Here is an 18,065-nt window from a genome sequence, read left to right as displayed (position 1 = left end):
CAGTACAGCTGTAAGCTAAAAAGGTAGCACTCAAATGATCCTTGAAAAATATCATATCGTCAGACTTCTTCAACAAAAAAGCCAAGCTTTAGGCGACAAAATTGCCCTTGAAGGTTTTGAAATGACTGCGCCGTGGAATACGGTTTCCTGGCAGCAGTTTGATACTATCACCAGTAAAATAGCACAGTTGTTGATTGGTTTTGGTTTGCATGTTCAAGATAAAGTGGTCATTTTGGCGCAGAACAGTCCCCAGTGGAGCTGTGCTGATATTGGGGCATTAAAGGCGCGTAATGTAGTTGTGCCGGTTTATCCCACAAGTACCATGGAACAGGCTGTATTCATTGTTAATGATGCTCGGGCAAAGGTGATTTTTGCAGGTGATGAAAGCCAATATCACACAGCGTGTAAAATCCAAGCTCAGTGTCCAACGGTTGAACATATTGTGGTGTTTGACAGTGCAGTGGCGTTAGCCTCAGATGAGCATTTTCATTTAGACACAATACTAAGTTCAGCCCCTTCATCGACTAGCGAAGATGAGCTAGTGTTGCGTTTGTCGCAAACCTCTTTAGATGACTTATTGACGCTAATTTATACCTCAGGTACCACGGGTGATCCTAAAGGTGTGATGCTGGATTACCGTAATATCGCCTCAATGGTTGAACAACATGATACTGAAATAGCCTTTAAAGAAGGTTATGTGTCATTAGCCTTCTTACCGCTAAGTCATGTGTTTGAGCGTGGCTGGAGCTTTTACGTGTTATGTCGTGGTGGCCGAAATGTGTATTTAAATGATACTCATCGCATTAAACAGGCCATTGCAGCAGTAAAACCACACACATTATGTGTTGTACCGCGTTTTCTTGAAAAAGTGTATAGCGCAGTACATGACAAGGTAAATACCGCACCAGCCTTACGACAAAAGTTATTTCATTGGGCAATAGGCATAGGTGCGCGCCAATTTGAAGTTAGCCAAGGCCGTAAACCAGCCAACTTGATGTTGTCTGTGCAGTGGAAATTGGCTAACAAGCTGGTGTTTAGCAAGTTACAAAATGTCTTAGGCGGGCGGTTGAAGTTTATGCCTGTCGGCGGTGCAGCCCTTGACGTGAATGTTACCGCTTTCTTTCACAGTATTGGTGTGCCTATTTTATGTGGTTATGGCATGACAGAAACCTGTGCCACGGTTACCTGTAATACATTAAGTAATCGCGTAACTGGGTCAAATGGCAAACCTTTACACGCCATGGAAATAAAAATCGGTAACAACAGTGAAATTCTCGTCCGTGGCGATACCGTTATGCGGGGTTACTTTAATCGCCCAGAAGATACTTTAGAAGCCTTTGAAGACGGTTGGTTAAAAACCGGCGATGCAGGCATGATAGATGCTGATGGCAACTTGCATATTACTGACCGTATTAAAGAGTTGATGAAAACGTCCAACGGCAAATATATTGCTCCACAACGTGTTGAAGGCAAAGTCAGTTGCTGCCCGTTTGTAGAGCAGGTGGCTATAATTGCGGATGCTAGAAGCTATGTGTCCGCGTTAATTGTACCAGCATTTGAAGCATTAGAGGTATGGGCGAAAGAGAAAGGGATTAGCGTTGAAAATCCAATCGATTTGCTGCGTAACACTCAAGTGGTAGAGCATTTTGAGCAACGCTTAAAAGAGTTGCAACATGAGCTTGCTAGCTTTGAACAAATCAAAAAGTTTACGTTACTTCCTGAAGCCTTTTCCATGGAGTCAGGCTTAATTACCCCCACGATGAAGCTCAAGCGCAAAAATATCTATAACAAGTATGCTAACGAGATTAATGCGATGTATTAAACATACTTATTGTTTTAACTAAAGAGCATAACAAGAGACTATGGCGTCAATAGTTAATTTTATGCTTTTGGCGCTTCCCATAAAACACCATCTCTTAACATCGAATTTAAGATCACAACCATCTTTCTAATACAGGCAATAATAGCCACTTTCTTTGGTTTTCCTGCCGCAACTAACCGCTGATAAGTCTCTTTAAAAACAGGGTTAGATTGTATCGCTGACATCATGGCCATGTATAAAACCGTTCTCACTTGATGCCGACCCCCTTGGATCTTTCTATGCCCTTTGAAACGTCCACTTTCTTTATTCATGGGTGCAACACCAACTAATGAGCTGGCTTCTTTGTTATTGATATAACCTAATTCTGGTAGGTTGCTGATGATGGACGCAGCAGCAATTTTACCTATGCCTTTCATGCTTTGCAGGATGATATTTTTAGCTTGGTAGTCAGGGTTTGATTCGATGAGATTAACGATTTTAGTTTCAATTTTTGTAATCTGATTTTTAAACACAGTCAGAATAGGTTTGATAGTCATCGCTAGTTCTTTCGGAAGAATTTGAAGTCTGTTCTTCTCCATAGTTTGCATCACCAATAGTTGATTTCGTCTTCCGACTAAATCGCTCATAGCCTGCATTATCTCTGGCTTTAGTGTCGATAGCCGAGGTTTAATCGCTTCACTATAATGGGCGATAAGCTGTGCATCTAGCTTGTCAGTTTTAGCGCGTTGGCCAATTGCACCGGCAAAGCGTTTTATGTGTACAGGATTAGCGATTACGAAGGGTAAATTAGCATTCGCACAAGCCATAATAAACGGCATTTCAAGCCGTCCCGTCGCTTCAATGACAATACGTTCTGGGTGGTGTTTTTTAATGAGCCTCACCGCTTCTTTAATGCCTTTTTCATCGTTAGACACGGTGAAATAGATATCGAGAGGTCGAATATAAATGTCGAGTTGGAACTTGCCAGTATCGACACCGACGTTAATGTTTTGATTAGTTTTTGTTTTCATAATAAGCTAACTCTTGCTTGCAAATGCGGGTTCGAGACCCAGTAGACTATTCGAGTATTTTGCTTGGAGTCGTTTGTCGCGTTCTTTCTTGTTATCGGTCTCTCAATAGAGGATCCAGCACTCAATCGAACTACGACAAATGAAAGCTTTAGTTGCAGCTAAAGCCTGGGTCTCACATTACCCGAAACTGGGAATGATGTGTAATTAGTTGGGTTTATTATCCATACAAGCCCCCTTTATAGGGGCTTTTTTTGATTTGTAAAATTTGGTCATGCCCGTGTCATTTTACGTGTTTAATCTGGTGACATCATAAATACTTAAATATGCAGCTAATTGAAAAAACTTAAGCGCTATCAATATGAACGTTATGCGGTGCTTTGTAAGGTAACGTATAAGCCTGATTTTTCGCCTGAGAAGTTGGGGTTTGTGGCAGAGAATTATCAACAGATTGCCAATCGTTGGGGCAATGTTTGCGCACGAATTCTGTGGCGTGAAGATCAAACTGAAGTGCTGGTGGTATTTCGTGGTTCGCAAACGGTGAATGAGTGGTGGATTAATACCTGGTGTTGGCCGGTTACCAAAGTTTTTGCTGATGCCGAGTATCGAGTGCATGCAGGATATGAGTATTTACTGGAGCAAACAGCCAACCCTAAACCTCCTGAGTATCTGACGGGTGTCAGCCTTTATCAACAACTGTATACTATTTTGACTCCTCTAATTCAATCGGGTAAGCGTATTAGCTTAACTGGACATTCATCTGGCGGTGCGATGGCTATTCTGGCTGCCGATAGGTTAGAGCGAGACTTTCCCCGAGCAATTAAGCGGGTGGTGACATTTGGTCAACCTGCACCGGGTTTTAAGAGTTTTCAGCAACAATATTTACTGCATAGACGAACTTATCGTATTTGCTGTGGTGTCGATATGGTGACATTTCTGCCTCCTTTACCGGGTATTTACTACCATGTGGGTAAAATGCTGTGGCTACATAATGAAAGAATTTATGACAATATCCATCCGGTAAATCGATTTTTATTAAGTATTATAAGCTGGTTGATATCACCGTTTGCATATCATTACATGCATAAGTATATTCGAGACAAAGACTTCTTTGATGATGTTTGATGACTCTATTAAACTCTTGTTGCCGCTGAATTGAGTTTGGCGATGATGACCCTGAATATACCGATTATAATAAGGAATTACCGTGCCAGTGACTCAGTTTTCTTTGGATTTAACACCGCGATTTTGTGAAACCGATGCCCTAGGCCATATTAACAATACCGTTATTCCGGTGTGGTTTGAGGCGGCAAGAGATCCTGTTTTTGAAATTGTGAATCCAGGACAAGATTTATCAAAATGGAATATGATTATTGCAGGTTTTACCATAGCGTTTAATGCGCCCACGTTTTACGGTAAAACGGTAACGGTAAAAACCCACATTAGCCGTATCGGTAACAGCAGTTTTGAAATCGCTCAAAGTTGCTGGCAAGAAGGTAAGCAAACCGCCGAAGCAAAAACCACTATGGTGCATTACGATTATAAAGCAGAAAAAAGCCAGCCATTGTCTGATGCGGTAAAAACGCAATTAGCTGACCTAACGGGGTAATCATTTAGCAACTGTAAGTGAGATACTAGCTAATTTAACGCAAAAATTTTTGTACGTAACTGCAACTGGCTTCTATAGTCAGTTGCTGCTCATTCGCCCAGCCTAACCCTGCTTGTACTAATTTTTCAGCCATTCCCTTGCCACGCATTGATGGTGGTACAAAAGTATGGTGAAAATTGATGGTTTTATTGTCTGTGTGATATTCCAACATAGCTTGTTCACCCTCTGAACCTGCTACAAAACGATGCTGTTCTGGCTGATGTATGACAGTCATATCATTCATACTCTTTTCTCTATGATTTGGCATAAAGCGTTAGCGCATTAAGTAATGGCGCGGTTAGATCGGCTTTTTTACCTGATTTAAAGTTAAACATCACTACTTTAGCCCAGCCTTGGGTTGTCACAGCTTGTTGTGCTTCACTAAATGCAGTGTAGTGCATGGTAAAGCGGTCTGCTTGAATATCACTAATCGTCACACCAATAATTAAGGTATCGGGAAAGGTTACAGGGCGTTTATAGCGTGCGTTAGTTTCACTTAAAACAGGGCCTACTCCCGTTTTATGTAAGTCTTCTAGTAAGTTTATTTGATTAAAAAAGTCTAATCTGGCAGTTTCGAAATATTTGAAATAAACAGCATTATTGACATGCTGTAAGGCATCCATTTCGCCCCATGCGACTGGGATCTTGGTGTGGATCGGGTGTTCAGCGATAAAGTCTTCCATGTGGCTTATCCTTATTCTTATAAGTTGGTATAAGTTTTTTTAAACGGTCGTTTAATATATAACACCAATTTAGCAATCATTGATACTGACAACAAGTATAAAAACACGTTATGTTATTGTTTTGCCATTAGCTTAAATGGCTGCTTTTATAAATAACATACGTATTCTGATGCGATGGCCAAAGTGAGTAAGGGAATCATGTTTGCACGAATAAAGTCGTTTAAGTTGCCAGAAGCTGCCGCAATACCCAAATTAGTATTCCAACAGCTAATTAGTCGATTGATTGTACTGCGTGATCAATTGTCTATTGCGCAAAAATTCTATCTGCTTGCCATTTTGTTACTTATTTTTAAGCAGCCATTGGCTTTAGTTGCACTGGTCAGTTTACTCGCCATATTGCTAGAGTTTTGGCCTATCTTTGAAAAGGTTTGGCATAGCCTAGCGGGTAAAGCGGTACTGCTATTGTTTTATGCCATAATCGCTAATTTTGCTCTAGCAAATGCCAGCTCTGTGGTTAACGATGTCGTGGGCGTGCCAGCTCAACATTTTAATTACACTCATAACTTTGCTATTTTGCTGTATATCCCTGCCTGGTTCATTATTATCAGCGGGATCGTGATGTTTTTAGTGCAGATTATGTCACCCGCTTACTTCTTATTTATATGGATATTGAGGCCATTAGGTATCAAGTCACCTCAATTTATACATCATAGTACTTTTCGACGTAGTACATTTTTAGTCCGAGTGATGCTGTCTTTTGTGGTGATTTACCATTTGTGGATGTTGTTAGGTGTTGATTTAGAAAGTAATATTGAAGATCCTGACAGTCCAGTGTCTCAGGTACTAAACCAGCAAGATGTAAATATGAGAGAGGATATATTAGACCAGCTGGAACAACCTCTAGCCAAAGACAATCTCAGTGCGACAGATGATAAGCAACTAGAGGGTATGAACCTTAATATCAATATATTTCAAGAGATTGACTTCAAGCAGGTCCACCACAATTACTCTTTAGGTGTGCGTAAGGCGGTAGCATTATTTGCTTATACATTCGAGGCAGATAACTTGTCCCGTTGTGAAAAATCGGCAGATTCACACGTTGTAGAATTGAATGATTATGAAATACTGGCAATAACACGCAATAGTAATGCTGTTTATGATTATGACTTTGTTATTAAACCATGTGTTTCAGTTGCTTTTGGCCGAATGCTGCCAAAGCCAGTGAATCAAGTAGAGTGATAATGCTTCCCCCACCTTAATAGCGGGGGAGATTGTTACACAGACAGTTCATCAAATGTGGTAATGGTTTTGAATTTAGCCGTGTTGGCACTTGGCTCTCTTACCATTTGGCAAGTCATTAACCCAGCCGCTTCTGCGGCTTGTAACTCTTCCACTCTATCGGAAATAAACAGCAGCTGTTTTGGTTTTAAACTGATGGTGTTACAAATGTTGCTGTACGCCTGCTTGTCTAATTTATTACCGGTACGAGTATCAAAATGACCGCTAAATTTAGCGGTTAAATCACCTGAGTCGGTATGACTAAACAGTAATTTTTGCGCGTCTACAGATCCAGATGAAAAGCTATAAATACGCAGGTTTGCGTTAAGAATTCGGTCAATATTGTCGATGAAATCTGGATAGATATGGCCTCTAAATTCAGAGCGGCTATAGCCTTGTTTCCAAATCAATCCCTGCAAGGTTTTTAATGGAGTCAGTTTACGGTCTTCATCAATCCATTGGCATAAAATTTCATTCACACGGGTAAGATCTGCTTCAGGTTCAAGCGCGATATCTTTCACATCACTAATGCAGTAATCAACCAATGCATTAGTTTGATTTTGCTCAAGAAAGTCTGCCATTGCTTTTTTGGAGTAAGGAAATAATACATCCTGAATAAAGGTTAGATCGGTAGTGGTACCAGCGGTATCAACGATGATGGCTCTAATACTCATAATGTTTTGTGACTCCAAATAAACAAATTAACTTGCCTGTGATCCTATGCTTTATTGCGGTTAATGGCTAGCTTAATTGCATTATCCGAGCTGAGGATTTGTTGTAAGTAAATCATAAATCACAACAAATGTTTGAAAGTTGTACGCTCAGTTTTTAGGTGTTAAGTTAGGTTTAACTGATTTACTCATTTGAGCTACCTATTTTCAAGGACGAATATGATTCAATCCCTACGTTGTTATTATTTTTTAACGCTCATGTTTTTTATTGCCATATTCTGGTCAAGTCAGCCTTGTGCCAAACCCGCTTTCCCCGTTTCGACCACCGAAGAACTTAAGGTAACGTCCACTTTACTGGGTGCTAAGTCGGCCAATTTCATGGTGACTTTGCCACATAATTATCAACAGTCACCGAACAAACGTTATGTTGTTCTGTTGGATTTACATCCAAGAAGTCATTTAATGCTGGTAGGAATGCACGACTGGATGAGCCATAACGGCGGTTGGCCATGGCCTGAAACGATTATTATTACCGCACCGGATGGCCATCAAGCCTTGGGGAAGTTAAAGCAGCGTGCAATAGAGCAACAAGGTGATCAGGCACTACTGGACTTTTTTGAGCAAGATTTACTGCCCGCAATTGATAAACGCTATCGCACCAACGGCTTTCGTATTTTTAACGGCTTTACTGGTAATGCTGGTTTAGTGCTCTACAGCTTAATTAATCGTCCAAGCTTATTTAATGCCTATATTGCTGCTAGCCCAGTGTTATCAGCAGACTTTGCATATGTGCTAAATGACGCGCCTGAAAAGCTTAAAAACATGCAGGGCAAACCAAGGTTTCTATTTGTTAGCACCAGTGATAGTGACTTTGAGCAAAGACAACTAGATTCATTTGCTAAGCTTGAAGGTATCATTCAAACCAATGCCAATAGTCAATTGAACTATCAAATAAAGCGTTTTGACGGCAGTTATTATATGACCCAATCGATACTGGCTACCGCCAACGGTATTGAGATGATATTTAATGATGTGCATAACACGGTTAAACCTGACTCAGTTATCGGCAAGCAGGGCGCTAAAGCGATTGTTGAGTATTATCAGCACTTGTCAAAACAGGTATATGGTTTTGAGGTTTCTGCTGTTGAATCGTTAACCTTATTAGCAGACAGTCAGTTAAAAACGGATCCTCAAACCGCGTTAAGTACTTTTATGCTGGCTATTGAAACTTATCCTAAAGAGGCGGGAGCACATGCTGCACTCGCTGAAGCCTATGTTCAATTAGGCGAGGTCGATAAAGCTAAAGATTCACTGAGAAGTGCGCTTAGTTTAACTGAGCATCCATTTTATTTGGATAAGTGGACCAAGATGCTAGAGGGTCTATAGACGCTTAGCTGCTGTTAGCGAGCAATAACACCATGAATGAAAGTGTTATTACTCACGAATAAGCACTATATTCGAATGAAAGACTTTGTCGCAATAATATTGTCTGAGGAGTCCCTTAACGTTAGAGTATAGGTTCCTTTTGGAGCTTCGTACTTCGATACTTTATGCTTTATACTCCAAGTGTTATCGGCATTACCATAAAGCATTCCTGCCCATAATTCACCTCTGTCACCGTTTTCGCTGGTGAATTGCCAGCTAGCCATTATCGCGAGGTTTTTCTCATCATTGTCAGCCTCAATATTGAAGAATAGGGCAATGTGGTCACCCTCACTGAGCTTGAGTTTAGGCTGGTTATTCACAATTGTTAGACCGTCAGATGAGACTAAACCTGCATCTTTTATGTTTATTGAGAATTTGATGTTTTCAACTTGATACTCCTCTAACAATAGCAGTTGTAATGCTCGCCGCTCGGCTGCTGAAAAGTCCGTTTCGAGAAATATTTTGCCAATAACCGCGCGCTGAGCTTGTTTGTTAAGTTCTTCGTCTTCGTTTGTCTTATTTTCTTCAAGTACATTTTTCAAATGATTTAATTTTAGTAAATCAACGCATTTAGTGTTATCTCTTGGGATGGTATCACCGACACAATAATATTTTGCCATCTGTATTTTGGCAGCAGAACTATAGCCTTGTTGATCAGCTCTTCTGAAATACTCGAACGCTTTAATATTATCTTTAGATACAGACTCATTACTATTACCACTATACAACAAACCCAATTTATAGCTTGCTGCCGCGTAGCCATACTTAGATGCTTGCTTATACCAGGATAATGATTCTGCTTCTTCACCCTGTTCTAAATGAAGACTTCCCATTATGTAGTTAGCTCTTCCGTGTTTCATTTCTGCAGCTTTTAAATAATATTCATTTGCTTTTTCAGGATTTTTGGCAATTTTGCTATCGAAATGCCATGCATCTGCAAGGGTGACATAATCTTCAGCTAAATCCACAATTGCTTTTGCATCTTTGTCGGCTGAAATTAACTGTTCATAACTATTAAAGTTAAACGTGTTTTTTAGAAATTCGGCAATAGTGATGGATTGGTGACGCTCCCAAAAATAATTATCATGACCATGTTTAGTTTTATCGTAGTAAAGGGTCTGTGGTGGATTGCCTAACTTTTCTAGAACATATTCTAACCGACGAGTGTGTTCAAATTCAGCGATAGGGTCCTGCTTGCCGGCAATCAGTAATAAAGGAGTTTTGATTTTATTCGCCAAATACAAGGGAGAGGTATTCTTTAATTCGACCCTGTTATCACCAACCACTTTTGCAGTGCTTTCACGGTATTCATCTGTGGTTTTGATGTTGCTAGAATTAAACAATAAGGGCAAATCATAAACCCCATAAGCACCAACCACGCATTGATAATCATCGGGGTGTTGTATTGCTAACATTAAAGAAGAGTAGCCACCGTAGCTCGAACCAATAGCACATCTTCGTTTGAAGGAATACCGGCTATTAATATAGTTAACTGTGTTAGTGATGTCTTTTTCAATATCTAGACCAAATTCACCTACTCCACTGAGTTTAAAAGCTTTGCCGTATCCCTGAGAACCTCTGAAGTTGATTCTTAGAACAGCATAACCCCGGCTAGCATAAAACTGGCTTTCAGGATTGAAATGATTGTAATCTCTGATGCCAACAGGACCGCCATGAGGCATGATCAGTAACGTTCCATTACTGGTATCTTTATTGGGAAGGGTTAAATATGATTCAATATCGACGCCATTTTTAGATTTAATATTGAACTCTAAGGTCTTATTCAGTTGATAGTCTTGCAGTGACGGATAGCGATCAAAGAGTAAGACTGCTTTGTCGGTATCACTATTGAAAAGATAATATTTTCCTGAGTCATCAGAGGCTGAAACGAATAAAATATGTTGGTTGTTATCTTTGTTGGAGTTGATTGTGATTACAATTTTATTTGGAAATGCTTGAGTAAACTTTTTTTGTTCTAGACTGGCATCTTTATCAAATATGTTAGTTGTTAATTGGCCATTTTCATAAAAAGAAACCGAATGAAGGTTACTTTGCTGATCAAATTTTCCTCCGACAAGGTCATATTTTTCATGTTCATAAATCAAGTCGAGTAATGACTGATTTTTAATATCAAACTTATATAAACCCACTTTGTCGGAATTCTGATTGCTGAGTACATACATTGTTTGCTCATCAATAATTTGTATTGGGATGAAGGTTTCTGAGTCTGAGGATAGGGTGAAAAATTTTTGCCACTTGTAGTCATTAAATGGTCGGTAAAAGAAATTTATCTCTTTCGCTTCCTTATCAATTTTTAGAGAAAATAAGGTCATTTTTTTTTCATCGAAGAAATAACCGTGCACTTTCTGCTTGGTGTCATCAAATAAGGTTTGTTTAGAGAAGAGGTTTTTTTCTAGCTGTTCAATGCTGACTTTATGCAATTGTTGGTAGTTACTATTATATTTTTTGAAGCTATAGAGCACTTCACCACTATAATTGAGTGAACTAATGAGATCTCCTTTTGATTCAAGGATCGCAAAGCGAGGTTTAATGTTTCCTTGGCTATCTTTAATTGTCATAAAGCCTTCCATAGAGAAACCTTTGTGACTTATTTTTAAATATATATGATTGTTATCAAGCCACTGATATCCAGTAACGGTCTGGCTTGGGGGTAAGACTAAAATATTAATTAAATTCTGGGATTCGATTTCAATTAACGATAACTGATAGCCTTCGTCATTATACTGAGATGTCGATAGATATTTTTCATCAGGGCTAAAACTTAATTGACCGAAAGCGGGTGAAATAAACAGTTTATCTGCCGGAATAGGGATAGAGAAAACGGTTTTAATTATACTTAGGGTTAATACCAACGTAAGCAGGAGGCGATTTATCATTCAGATTTTTCCTTAGTCATTTCGCGGGCAAATGAAAAAAAGTCGTCATTACCCGGGCCAGAATAAACTAGCTCGCGAGATTGATATATATTGGGAAACTTTGCTTCTATATATCTCAGTGCTTCTGATGATTGGTTTTCTAAGAGCATTTTTGAGCCAAAAAATTTAATTTCAATATTGAAATTACCGATATAATTAATTTTTCCAGCTTCAACAGTGAAGTTCCATATTCCATCAGTAAGGGAGTAATAATAGTAACGATTTAGTTTTATCCTTTCGAAACTATAAGCGCCAGCAGGAATTTCGGCTATGATGAAGTTTGAACCAGGCTGCAAATTTTCTTCAGTAAAAATAAAATCACTGTCGCCGTCAATGCTAATACTGTCTAATTTACTATTAGTATCAATGGAAATAAGCAAGTAACCCATAAGGGTATCAAGTTTTTTATCTTGGTCTGTGTTGATTGCGGTAATTTTCTGCGCGCAACCAGCCATTAACATGGCGAGCAGTAACACTAAGCACGGGTTCATTATTTTAAGTATCCTTACTTGGTTTAACGTCATTATATCCATGATCAATAACGTATTTAAATATTTGTAGTATCTAAAAATGTGTAACAATATCTATTTAATAATCAATTTTGTCAAATGCAGAATGCAACTTTAAATTTATTATCGCAGTTGGATAGATATAAGAGTTAGTTTGGTTATCAGGTATGATATTTTATCGAATAAGATTGTTATTTGTCATTCATTTAGGGCTGTTAGTATGATTTCAAAGTGGGCAAAACGTTTTTTTCAAATGGCTGAGTTAGTTGGCTCTTGGAGTAAAGATCCGTCGACTCAAGTGGGCGCGGTGATCACCAAGCATAATCGTATTGTGTCTGTTGGCTTTAATGGTTATCCGCACGGTATTTCAGACAGTGCTGAAACCGACGACCGGGAAATGAAGCTGCTTAAAACATTGCATGCCGAAGAGAATGCGATTTTATTTGCCAAGCGAGATTTGGATGGGTGCGATATTTGGGTGACGCATTTTCCTTGCCCTAATTGCGCAGCAAAAATAATTCAAACAGGTATTACTGGGGTGTTTTGTCCTGAGCAGAGTGAAGATTTTCTTTCTCGTTGGGGAGAGAAAATTAAAATTAGCCAGGAAATGTTTTTACAAGCGGGAGTCGAAGTGAATTGGCTGCCGATAGATGAGTTGAACCAAAAGTAAACTTTAATTTCACGATAAAAAATCGCCCTCATGGGCGATTTTTTACATTTTATCCCAATCTTTATTATGTAATACAATGGGTTTTGCATTTTTTATCTTATTGCTTTCAATGAAACATTTTCCCTAGCGTACCTTGTTGTTTAACTCAAAGACTGATTTGTTCTTAAAAATAGTAATACTATAAGTATATCTATTAGATTTTTATCAATAATGTTTTTATCAATTAGATTTTTTGCATGAATATGATCGACATCAAATAATCATCTATCACTTTTGGGTAACATCATTAACAAGGCGGATAAATGAGGGTTTATTTTGCTTCAGTACAAAAATAGCAACTTTAGAGGTACAGATGATGAAATCAATACAACAATTAGGCGTAATAATCGCGGTGATATTAACCCTAGGCAGTACAGCAATGGCAGCTGATGGCGGCAACCCTAAAAAGGGAAAACATCTTTATAAAAAAGAGTGTAAAGCTTGTCATAGCGCAAATAGTGAAGGGCCGGAGTTAACGCCAATGGCAAAAACAATGGCTCAATGGGATAGATTTTTCACACGTGACCAGCACAAGTCAAAACCTGAAGTTTTTAAAGCGCTATCAGAACAAGAGCTAAAAGATATTCAGCAGTTTTTGTATGACCATGCAGCAGACTCTGACCAGCCTCAAACCTGCGGCTAACTCTTATATAGCTGATGTTATTGGTATGTTTTAGATAGCACACCATCAGTAAACCCAAATAAATGTAGAAAAAACGAGGATTAACCTCATGGATTTCTGCACCCTAAATTTAGCTAACTCGATTGATTTATCAAGGTTAGCATAAAAAGGAAGCACTATTATGCGCACCTTAATATCAATTTTAGTGGCAAACGTATTAGCAATAAGCAGCGTGGCTGTTACCGCAGACACGTTACAAGTAAACGATGACGCGCAAAAAATTGCAGAGCTGCAACGCCAACTTGCGGACATTACCGATGAACTTGACGATATTAATAGTCGAGTCGATAAAACCGAAAGGCATGGCGCGTTAGATAGAATTAGCATCACCGGTGACTTTAGAACCAAAGTCCACTCTTTGCATTACCAAAATGTCACCTGGAACCCTGCAATGAATGTCGATTTTTCTGACTTTGGCGGTAAGGCAATGTCAGGAGCATTTGGATCGCCAACCGATGCAAATTCCCCCTAGGGCAGATGATGATGGCTAATCCTGATTTGGCTCAAGCATTTCAAAGTGGCCAATTGCAAGGTGTGATGCCCTATGTTTTAGCACCTAAGACGATGCAAGACATAGATAATGACTTGTTTTATACCACGCGCTTACGCTTAGATTTAAAAGCCAAGGTTTGGGATAACGTCAGTTTTTCTGGTCGCTTAGCTATGTATAAAAATTGGGGCGACTCAACCGGTACACAGGTTTTCGACTCTTGGAGATCATTCACTATGGACGGGACCAGCAGCGGTAACACAAGCGGCGACTGGTTAAGAGTAGATCGTGCTTATTTTGATTGGCGCAATATTGGTGGCAGCGAAACGTATTTATCTATTGGCCGCCGACCATCTACCTACGGCCCACCAAGCCATTACCGTGAAAATGAAATGCGTGGTGGTACACCGTCAGGGCATTTAGTGAACTTTAACTTCGACGGAGCGACTTTAGGTTACAACCTAGGTGAAATTACCGGTGTTGATGGTCAGGTAGTGCGTTTTTGTTATGGTCAGGGCTTTGAATCTCAGTGGGGAAATGGCGAAATGTTTGGTGATATTGTGACCAAAGATACTCACTTAGGCGGCTTTAATATTGATGTCATCAATGATGGTAACCACTTCCTGCAACTTACCCTTTTTGGTGCGAAAGATGTCAATGATGGTTTTAAGGGCACGATGGCATTTCCAACGCAGTTAGCGGGTATTTTTGCCCCTACCATGTATCAGGATATGCAAAAGTTTGACAACTTTAACTTTGTCACCCGCGTGCAACCTAGTGGTGTCATTGGTGACATGTATTTAGGGGGTATTGGTTATGCCTATGAAAGTGATGACGACATTAAGGTGTTTGGATCACTTGGATGGACACGCGCTGAGCCCAATGGTAATAGCGGGTTATTTGGCGGCATGTTAAGTGATGCGGTATTTGAAGCTGAGCTCAATAGCACAGGTACAGAGATTATTATGGTGCCTAAATATGCAGATGATAGTTCATCTAAAGATGGTTATGGCATTTATGTTGGCATGCAAATACCTGCTCCCTTTGGCAAATTGGGCTTGGAATATAACTATGGTTCTGAATATTGGACGCCATTTACTCAAGCACAGGATGATCCCGTTGGTAGCAAGCTTGCCACACGTGGTCACGTGGGCGAGGCTTATTACATTTTTGACATTAATCCTCGTATGTTCATCAAGTTAGCCGGACTTTATTACGACTACGAATACACTGGCAGCGGCACGCCTGTTGGCGCACCGCAGAAAATTAATGACGTAATGGCAGGCACTGCATTCTCGATGTTGCCTGTGGTTGATACGGCTTTTGATGTTAATGCCTCATTAACCGTTAATTTCTAATCATGGTGTCCCAGCTTACTGGGACAAGGAGTGTACGATGAAAACCATGACCTTATTTATGGTGTTTGCATTAAGTAGTCCGCTTGCTTATGCAACATTTGATCACAAAGAAGCGATAACAGGGCCTTTTGCTCAAGGTACTGATGTGACATCTCAATGTATTGAGTGTCATGAAGATCATGCCAAAGAGTTTATGAAGTCATCACATTGGACCTGGGAGTTAAAGCAAGAACTCCCCGGAAGAACCGTAATGCGCGGCAAGAAAAATAGCATTAATAACTTCTGTGTATCTATAAGTGGTAACGAGCCTCGGTGTACCAGTTGTCATGCGGGCTATGGTTGGAAAGACAATAGCTTTGATTTTTCTGATATGACAAAAGTGGATTGTTTAGTGTGTCATGACACTACGGGAACGTACGTCAAAGAGCCTGCTGGAGCAGGAGAGCCTATGGCTAAAGTTGACCTCACGCGGGTAGCACAAAATGTTGGCCAGCCAGTGCGAGATAACTGCGGTACATGTCACTTTTATGGTGGCGGTGGCGATGCGGTCAAGCATGGGGATTTAGATTCATCCATGTCTTATCCAGATAAAGCGACCGATGTTCATATGGATACCGACGGTAATGATTTTCAGTGTCAAACCTGTCATACCACCGAAGGTCATCAAATTACCGGTAATGCGATGGGCGTGTCGCCTGGAGGACAAGATCATATAGGTTGTGAAAATTGTCATAATAGTGCACCACATCAAAATAAAAAGCTCAATACCCATACTGCTGCGGTAGCGTGCCAGACATGTCATATTCCATTTTTTGCTAAAAATGAGCCGACTAAAATGCGATGGGATTGGTCTACCGCAGGAGAGAAGCGACCAGAAACCAAAGATGAATATGGCAAAAGTACTTTCATGAACAAAAAAGGCAGTTTTGTGTGGCAGAAGAATGTGCCGCCACAATATGCCTGGTACAACGGCACAGCTGATGCCTATATGGCAGGAGATAAAATTGATCCTAAAAGTGTGGTGAAACTAACCTATCCATTGGGCAATATTGGTGATGCAAAGGCTAAAATTTACCCATTTAAAGTCCATACGGGTAAACAAATTTACGACACTAAGCTCAATATTATTATTACCCCTAAAACCTTTGGCGAAGGTGGATACTGGGATAAATATGATTGGGATCTTGCCGCAGATTTAGGCATGAAAGCTAATGCAACTATGGTTGAAAAAGGCTTGAGCTATAGTGGTCAGCATGACTTTGTGGAAACTGAAATGTGGTGGCGTATTAACCACATGGTGTCACCTAAAGATCAAGCTCTACAGTGCAGCGACTGCCATAACAAAGGTCAGCGCTTAGATTGGAAAGCATTAGGATATGACGGCGACCCAATGAAAAACAAACAAGGTAAACGTCATGCAATGGAGTAATTTTAAGCTATTCCTGAAGGCATTGTTTAGTTTCTAGGTTACCTAGACTTAATATTACCAATAATAAAAGAGCTTAAACCGACTAGCGATTTAAGCTCTTTTTATAGCGGATTATGTGGGTTTACTGCTGAATAATTTGACCCGCTTTAATGACTTGCTCGCAAGGGTTTACCCCAAAAGTGTAAGCCAGTTCAGCAGGTGAACTAATATCCCACAAACAGAAATCGGCTTGTTTACCTACCACTAAACTACCAACACTTTCTTCAATCCCCAATGCTTTAGCGGCATTAATGGTTAAGCCTTTAAGGGCTTCTTCAGGCGTTAGGCGGAATAATGTACACGCCATATTCAGCATCAATTTGGTTGAACAAATTGGCGATGAACCTGGGTTAAAATCACTGGCGATAACAATGGGTACTTTGTATTTACGCAGCAATTCAATCGGTGGCAATTTGGTTTCTCGTAGAAAATAATAGGCACCAGGTAGCAGTACCGCACAGGTACCGTTTTGACTGAGGGCTTGTACGCCTGCTTCATCTAAATGTTCAATATGATCGACAGACAAAGCGCCAAGTTTGGCAGCTAATTCACTACCACCAATATTAGACAATTGTTCGGCATGCAGCTTTATTGCTAAGCCGGCTTGTTTGGCAGCTGTCAGCACTCGCTCTGTTTGCTCAAGATTAAAGGCGATGCCTTCGCAAAACACATCAACAGCATCAGCAAGATTATGCTTAATCACTTGGGGCAGCATCTCATCAATGACTAAATCGACATAAGCATCAGGTTGGGTTTTATATTCTGCAGGAATGGCATGGGCGCCTAAAAATGTGGTTTTCACATCGATATGGTGATGCTCGCCGAGTTCCCGCGCAACCCTTAGGAGTTTTAATTCGGTTTCGGTATCTAAACCATAGCCGGATTTTATTTCAATTGTGGTAACGCCTTCCTTAGCAAGCGCATTTAAGCGCTTACGCCCCAGATTAAATAGCGTTTCTTCATCGGCTTCACGGCAGGCTGTTACGGTAGAAATTATACCGCCGCCAGCTCGGGCAATATCTTCATAGCTTACGCCTTGTAAGCGTTGTTCAAACTCATTGGCGCGGCTGCCGGCAAAGACGAGATGAGTGTGGGCATCAATCAAGCCAGGGGTGATCCATTTACCTTTACCACGGTAAATCGGCGTGGCTAACGCATCAAACTCAGGGAGATCTGCGCGAGGGCCTATCCAGGCTATTTTGCCGTCTTTTACGGCAATGGCTGCACTTTCAATCGCGCCATATGGCATTGATGATGCTGTATCCATAGTGGCCACGTTGACATCAATCCACACGTGGTCCCAGTTCATAGCCATGTTCTTTACTCAGTCTTTTGATTGTTAATCAAACAATACTTGATCTCGCTTGTATATACAAGCT

Annotated in this window: 15 protein-coding genes and 1 pseudogene; 9 read left to right on the top strand and 7 right to left on the bottom strand. The window is 40.3% G+C overall.

Annotated features, from left to right (window positions below; genetic code table 11):
- Window positions 1–34 precede the first annotated feature (34 nt).
- Complete coding sequence (locus tag ACRWQM_RS17705) at window positions 35–1,822, top strand: AMP-dependent synthetase/ligase (RefSeq protein ID WP_434930781.1); 1,788 nt, start codon at window positions 35–37, stop codon at window positions 1,820–1,822.
- Between the two features lie 59 nt (window positions 1,823–1,881).
- Here the strand turns inward: ACRWQM_RS17705 and ACRWQM_RS17700 are convergent, their stop codons facing one another.
- Entirely contained in the window at window positions 1,882–2,832 is a 951-nt protein-coding gene (locus ACRWQM_RS17700; protein ID WP_434929890.1) for an IS110 family transposase, read from the bottom strand.
- A gap of 333 nt (window positions 2,833–3,165) precedes the next feature.
- Between ACRWQM_RS17700 and ACRWQM_RS17695 the strand changes: the two genes are divergently transcribed.
- Both ACRWQM_RS17695 and ACRWQM_RS17690 read left to right on the top strand, forming a co-directional pair.
- The gene (locus tag ACRWQM_RS17695; RefSeq protein ID WP_434930780.1) at window positions 3,166–3,954 is read left to right on the top strand and encodes a lipase family protein; all 789 of its coding nucleotides are present in this window, start codon (window positions 3,166–3,168) and stop codon (window positions 3,952–3,954) included.
- Between the two features lie 82 nt (window positions 3,955–4,036).
- Entirely contained in the window at window positions 4,037–4,438 is a 402-nt protein-coding gene (locus tag ACRWQM_RS17690; protein ID WP_434927745.1) for an acyl-CoA thioesterase, read from the top strand.
- A gap of 34 nt (window positions 4,439–4,472) precedes the next feature.
- Here ACRWQM_RS17690 and ACRWQM_RS17685 read toward each other — a convergent pair whose 3' ends face one another.
- Together ACRWQM_RS17685 and ACRWQM_RS17680 are read right to left on the bottom strand one after the other, a co-directional pair.
- Complete coding sequence (locus ACRWQM_RS17685) at window positions 4,473–4,721, bottom strand: GNAT family N-acetyltransferase (RefSeq protein ID WP_434927746.1); 249 nt, start codon at window positions 4,719–4,721, stop codon at window positions 4,473–4,475.
- Between the two features lie 10 nt (window positions 4,722–4,731).
- Window positions 4,732–5,160: an acyl-CoA thioesterase gene (locus ACRWQM_RS17680; RefSeq protein ID WP_434927747.1), complete on the bottom strand. Its 429-nt coding sequence runs from the start codon at window positions 5,158–5,160 to the stop codon at window positions 4,732–4,734.
- A gap of 198 nt (window positions 5,161–5,358) precedes the next feature.
- On the opposite strand from ACRWQM_RS17680, the gene ACRWQM_RS17675 reads away from it, so the two are divergent.
- Window positions 5,359–6,399, top strand: coding sequence for a hypothetical protein (locus ACRWQM_RS17675; RefSeq protein ID WP_434930779.1), 1,041 nt, complete (start codon window positions 5,359–5,361; stop codon window positions 6,397–6,399).
- A gap of 35 nt (window positions 6,400–6,434) precedes the next feature.
- Here ACRWQM_RS17675 and mtnC read toward each other — a convergent pair whose 3' ends face one another.
- Window positions 6,435–7,112 carry an acireductone synthase gene (gene mtnC / locus ACRWQM_RS17670; protein ID WP_434927749.1) on the bottom strand — a complete coding sequence of 226 codons (678 nt, stop codon included), beginning with the start codon at window positions 7,110–7,112 and terminating at the stop codon, window positions 6,435–6,437.
- A gap of 216 nt (window positions 7,113–7,328) precedes the next feature.
- On the opposite strand from mtnC, the gene ACRWQM_RS17665 reads away from it, so the two are divergent.
- Window positions 7,329–8,495: an alpha/beta hydrolase-fold protein gene (locus tag ACRWQM_RS17665; protein ID WP_434930778.1), complete on the top strand. Its 1,167-nt coding sequence runs from the start codon at window positions 7,329–7,331 to the stop codon at window positions 8,493–8,495.
- Window positions 8,496–8,560: 65 nt separating this feature from the next.
- Here ACRWQM_RS17665 and ACRWQM_RS17660 read toward each other — a convergent pair whose 3' ends face one another.
- Window positions 8,561–11,431, bottom strand: coding sequence for a prolyl oligopeptidase family serine peptidase (locus ACRWQM_RS17660; protein WP_434930777.1), 2,871 nt, complete (start codon window positions 11,429–11,431; stop codon window positions 8,561–8,563).
- On the bottom strand, window positions 11,428–11,931 hold the full coding sequence (locus tag ACRWQM_RS17655; RefSeq protein ID WP_434930776.1) for a hypothetical protein: 504 nt from the start codon (window positions 11,929–11,931) through the stop codon (window positions 11,428–11,430). The genes ACRWQM_RS17660 and ACRWQM_RS17655 overlap by 4 nt, the downstream gene beginning before the upstream one ends.
- A gap of 268 nt (window positions 11,932–12,199) precedes the next feature.
- Between ACRWQM_RS17655 and ACRWQM_RS17650 the strand changes: the two genes are divergently transcribed.
- From ACRWQM_RS17650 to ACRWQM_RS17635, 4 genes and pseudogenes are all read left to right on the top strand, one after another.
- Entirely contained in the window at window positions 12,200–12,649 is a 450-nt protein-coding gene (locus tag ACRWQM_RS17650) for a dCMP deaminase family protein (protein WP_434930775.1), read from the top strand.
- Between the two features lie 352 nt (window positions 12,650–13,001).
- Window positions 13,002–13,331, top strand: a complete 330-nt coding sequence (locus ACRWQM_RS17645; protein WP_434930774.1) for a c-type cytochrome — start codon at window positions 13,002–13,004, stop codon at window positions 13,329–13,331.
- A 160-nt stretch (window positions 13,332–13,491) separates the two neighbouring features.
- Window positions 13,492–15,218, top strand: a pseudogene (locus ACRWQM_RS17640) (DUF3373 family protein).
- 46 nt (window positions 15,219–15,264) lie between these two features.
- Window positions 15,265–16,647 (top strand): tetrathionate reductase family octaheme c-type cytochrome, encoded by a 1,383-nt coding sequence (locus tag ACRWQM_RS17635; protein WP_434932055.1) that lies wholly within the window; start codon window positions 15,265–15,267, stop codon window positions 16,645–16,647.
- Window positions 16,648–16,768: 121 nt separating this feature from the next.
- Here the strand turns inward: ACRWQM_RS17635 and hutI are convergent, their stop codons facing one another.
- The gene (gene hutI, locus ACRWQM_RS17630) at window positions 16,769–17,995 is read right to left on the bottom strand and encodes an imidazolonepropionase (protein ID WP_434932054.1); all 1,227 of its coding nucleotides are present in this window, start codon (window positions 17,993–17,995) and stop codon (window positions 16,769–16,771) included.
- Window positions 17,996–18,065: the final 70 nt, after the last annotated feature.

It is taken from the genome of Shewanella sp. HL-SH5, assembly GCF_051163755.1.
Taxonomy (GTDB): Bacteria; Pseudomonadota; Gammaproteobacteria; order Enterobacterales; family Shewanellaceae; genus Shewanella; species Shewanella glacialimarina.
The sequence above is the reverse complement of the archived record's forward strand: the minus strand, read 5'-3'. Positions and strand labels throughout refer to the sequence as shown.

What these genes read in the sequence shown, in the direction of transcription:
- ACRWQM_RS17705 (WP_434930781.1), top strand. Translation starts at nt 35, where the DNA reads ATGATCCTTGAAAAATATCATATCGTCAGACTTCTTCAACAAAAAAGC.
- ACRWQM_RS17680 (WP_434927747.1), bottom strand. Translation starts at nt 5,160, where the DNA reads ATGGAAGACTTTATCGCTGAACACCCGATCCACACCAAGATCCCAGTC.
- mtnC (WP_434927749.1), bottom strand. Translation starts at nt 7,112, where the DNA reads ATGAGTATTAGAGCCATCATCGTTGATACCGCTGGTACCACTACCGAT.
- ACRWQM_RS17650 (WP_434930775.1), top strand. Translation starts at nt 12,200, where the DNA reads ATGATTTCAAAGTGGGCAAAACGTTTTTTTCAAATGGCTGAGTTAGTT.
- ACRWQM_RS17655 (WP_434930776.1), bottom strand. Translation starts at nt 11,931, where the DNA reads ATGTTAATGGCTGGTTGCGCGCAGAAAATTACCGCAATCAACACAGAC.
- hutI (WP_434932054.1), bottom strand. Translation starts at nt 17,995, where the DNA reads ATGAACTGGGACCACGTGTGGATTGATGTCAACGTGGCCACTATGGAT.
- ACRWQM_RS17645 (WP_434930774.1), top strand. Translation starts at nt 13,002, where the DNA reads ATGATGAAATCAATACAACAATTAGGCGTAATAATCGCGGTGATATTA.
- ACRWQM_RS17700 (WP_434929890.1), bottom strand. Translation starts at nt 2,832, where the DNA reads ATGAAAACAAAAACTAATCAAAACATTAACGTCGGTGTCGATACTGGC.
- ACRWQM_RS17665 (WP_434930778.1), top strand. Translation starts at nt 7,329, where the DNA reads ATGATTCAATCCCTACGTTGTTATTATTTTTTAACGCTCATGTTTTTT.
- ACRWQM_RS17685 (WP_434927746.1), bottom strand. Translation starts at nt 4,721, where the DNA reads ATGAATGATATGACTGTCATACATCAGCCAGAACAGCATCGTTTTGTA.
- ACRWQM_RS17660 (WP_434930777.1), bottom strand. Translation starts at nt 11,431, where the DNA reads ATGATAAATCGCCTCCTGCTTACGTTGGTATTAACCCTAAGTATAATT.
- ACRWQM_RS17675 (WP_434930779.1), top strand. Translation starts at nt 5,359, where the DNA reads ATGTTTGCACGAATAAAGTCGTTTAAGTTGCCAGAAGCTGCCGCAATA.
- ACRWQM_RS17635 (WP_434932055.1), top strand. Translation starts at nt 15,265, where the DNA reads ATGACCTTATTTATGGTGTTTGCATTAAGTAGTCCGCTTGCTTATGCA.